The sequence below is a fragment of the Bacillus sp. JJ1127 genome, from assembly GCF_036965845.1.
In the GTDB taxonomy this organism is placed as follows: domain Bacteria; phylum Bacillota; class Bacilli; order Bacillales; family Bacillaceae_G; genus Bacillus_A.
The window spans coordinates 1-3,612 of record NZ_JBALQK010000427.1 but is presented as its reverse complement, the minus strand read 5'-3'; the positions used below and the strand labels follow the sequence as shown (position 1 = coordinate 3,612).

The 3,612-nt window shown below is 38.6% G+C and carries 3 protein-coding genes; all 3 read right to left on the bottom strand.

Annotation, left to right across the window (positions count from 1 at the left end):
- Nucleotides 1-103 (bottom strand): cold-shock protein (locus tag V7183_RS25520; protein ID WP_335361284.1); only part of this gene is annotated, 103 nt, incomplete at its 3' end.
- 385 nt (nt 104-488) lie between these two features.
- Nucleotides 489-1,766, bottom strand: coding sequence for an isocitrate lyase (gene aceA, locus V7183_RS25515; RefSeq protein WP_335361283.1), 1,278 nt, complete (start codon nt 1,764-1,766; stop codon nt 489-491).
- Between the two features lie 22 nt (nt 1,767-1,788).
- Entirely contained in the window at nt 1,789-3,378 is a 1,590-nt protein-coding gene (aceB, locus tag V7183_RS25510) for a malate synthase A (protein WP_335361282.1), read from the bottom strand.
- Nucleotides 3,379-3,612: the final 234 nt, after the last annotated feature.

Sequence of the window (3,612 nt, the reverse complement as noted above, 5' to 3'; positions counted from 1 at the left end):
TGATAGCTGAGAAGTGAACGAATACATCGTTTCCGCCTTCAACTTCGATGAAACCGAAACCTTTTTCGCTGTTAAACCATTTTACTTTACCTGTTACTGTCATTATTATTTCCTCCTAAGAAAATAGAATTTTTTTAGTTTTCATACATAAAAAAAGAATCCACACATTATCAAATACGAAACATAAAACAGTTTTCACATACTTTTTCTCGTTCGTTTTCAGCACTTGATAATATATGGATTGCTTGATTTAGTTATTCAACTGAGTTCATCATAGCATATTTAAAATAGAATGTACAATATTTTTCCGAAAATGAAATTTTCTAATTTTTGGTATTCCTCATAAAGTAACGCATCCCTTCCTAATAAAAACTTTCACCAACGGGGCTTTTACAGACAATTATCTTCTTCTCCTTGATTTGCACCTCAAATAGCAGAATACATACAAAATAAAAACGGGTACCCTTAAAGGGCACCCGCTTCCTTACTTATTTCGTAAACTGCGCTTCTTCTGTAGAACCTTTCAGCGCTGTCGTAGATGAAGTCCCACCGGTAATCACTTGTGCTACTTCATCAAAGTAACCTGTTCCGACTTCGCGTTGATGACGCGTAGCAGAGTAGCCATACTCTTCTGCTGCAAATTCGGCCTGTTGTAATTCAGAATACGCTGCCATACCACGTTCTTTGTAACCGCGTGCTAATTCAAACATGCCGTAATTTAACGCATGGAATCCTGCAAGTGTTACAAACTGGAATTTGTAACCATATGATGCGATTTCTTTTTGGAAGTTTGCAATCGTTTTTTCATCTAATTTTTGTTTCCAGTTAAACGACGGTGAACAGTTATATGCAAGTAACTTTCCTGGATACTTCTCATGAATTGCTTCCGCAAAGCGTTTCGCATCTTCTAAATTTGGCTCAGACGTTTCACACCAAACAAGATCTGCATACGGTGCATATGCTAAGCCGCGCGAAATCGCTTGATCGAGTCCCGCCTTTGTACGATAAAAACCTTCCGGCGTTCTTTCTCCTGTAATAAATTCTTGATCAACTGGATCGATGTCGCTCGTAATTAAATCTGCTGCATCTGCATCTGTTCTTGCTACAATTACTGTCGGCGTGCCCATTACATCCGCAGCTAAACGGGCAGAAATTAAATTACGTACCGCTGTTTGCGTCGGTAGTAATACTTTTCCACCTAAATGCCCACATTTCTTTTCTGAAGACAACTGATCTTCAAAATGCACACCTGATGCCCCTGCTTCAATCATTCCTTTCATTAATTCAAATACGTTTAATTGACCGCCAAATCCAGCTTCAGCATCTGCAACAATCGGTACGAAATAATCTATATCACTGCTGCCTTCCATATGCTGAATTTGATCTGCACGTTGCAATGTTTGATTAATTCTTTTTACAACAGCCGGCACACTGTTCGCTGGATATAAACTTTGGTCCGGATACATATGTCCAGATAAATTGGCATCCGCAGCTACTTGCCAACCACTTAAATAAATTGCTTTTAAACCTGCTTTCACTTGCTGCATTGCTTGATTTCCTGTTAATGCACCAAGCGCATTAATGTAGTCCTCTGTATGAAGCGATTGCCAAAGTTTCTCCGCACCGCGGCGCGCTAATGTATGTTCAATATCAATAGATCCTCGAAGACGAATAACATCTTCAGCAGAATAAGGACGTGTTACCCCTTTCCAACGCTCATCTAACTCCCAATTTTCTTGTAATTGCTGAATTCTTTCGTTTTTCATTTCTTCCATCCCCTTTTCTTTTTTATAAAATTTCATAACCTGGTAATGTTAAAAATGTTTCAAACTCATCATTGCGAACTAAATCAGTAAAGAGCTTTGTTGCTTCTAAGAATCTCCCTTTCTCAAATCGTTCTCTACCAATCTCTCGTTCTATTTTCGCTAATTCATCCACTTTAAATTCTTCTACTAAAGCAAATGTAATCTTACGTCCATCATTCAGCTTCCCGCCCTCGTGACGAATCCATTGCCAAACTTGCGCTCGTGAAATTTCTGCCGTTGCTGCATCCTCCATCAAATTATAAATAGGTGCTGCACCTCGGCCGCTTAACCACGATGCAATATATTGAATACCCACGCTAATATTCATACGAAGGCCATCTTCTGTAATCGTTCCCACCGGTACTTCTAGCAAATCCTTTTCTGTCACATGAATTTCTTCACGTTTCCTAAAGATTTGATTCGATGTTTTCATAATGTGATCAAATACTTCCATTGCAACCGGTACAAGGCCCGGGTGGGCAACCCAAGTCCCATCATGCCCATCTAAAGCCTCACGTTCCTTATCAGCACGCACTTTTTCAAAAGCAATTTCATTTGCCTCGGAATCATTTTTAATTGGAATTTGCGCTGCCATTCCTCCAATTGCTGGTGCATTACGGCGATGACAAGTTTGAATGACTTTCAAAGAATACGCGCGCATAAACGGTGCTGTCATCGTAACTTGCGCCCTGTCTGGAAGTAAAAATGTATTATGATTACGAAAGCTTTTTAAAAAACTAAAAATATAATCCCAGCGTCCACAATTTAAACCAGCCGAATGGTCACGTAACTCATATAAAATTTCATCCATTTCAAAAGAAGCATGAATTGTCTCTAACAATACAGTCGCTTTAATCGTTCCATTTGGAATTCCGATATACTTCTGAGCAAACACGAAAACATCATTCCACAATCTAGCTTCTAAATAGCTTTCTATTTTCGGTAAGTAAAAATATGGCCCGCTTCCTTTCTCTAACAATGTTTTTGCATTATGGAAAAAGTACAAGCCAAAATCTACAAGGCTCCCTGACATCTTCTCTCCACTAACTTGCATATGTTTTTCCTCTAAATGCCATCCACGCGGGCGCACGACAAGTACAGCTGTTTTACTGTCAAGGCGATATTCCTTTCCGCTTGCGTTCTCGTGTGAAATCGTTCCCCTAACAGCATCTCTTAAGTTAATCTGACCTTCTATTATATTTTTCCACGTTGGAGAATTAGAATCTTCAAAGTCTGCCATAAAAAGATGCGCTCCCGAATTTAAAGCATTAATTACCATCTTTCTATCTACTGGCCCTGTGATTTCGACACGCCGATCCTCTAAATCTCCTGGAAGCGGGGCAATCGTCCAATCTTCTTCGCGTATATGTGATGTTTCCGGTAAAAAGCTAGGAAACTCCCCTGCATCAATTCTTTTTTGTTTTTCCGCTCGTCTTTGTAGTAAATGTAAACGGCGCTCGTTGAAATTCTCATGCAACTCTTTCAAAAAAGCGAGCGCTTCCGGTGTCAAAATTTCTCCATACGATGGTAATAATTCTCCAACGAGTGTCACCCGTGAAGTTTGCGTTGACATATTAGCATCTCCTTTTCTTAAACTGTTTTATAACAGATTTAATTTTATGATTTATATTATATAACAAATTTTCAGAAAAGGAAGTTATTTTTTTGAAAATTCAACTTATTTTTTCACGAAGCCTTGCTTTCTCTTATTCTCTTAAACTTTATTTCATACAAAAAGACCGGTGTTATACAACACCGGTCTTTTTGTTTCATTCCACTACTCATTAAAAAGTATATTTTCTTTTTT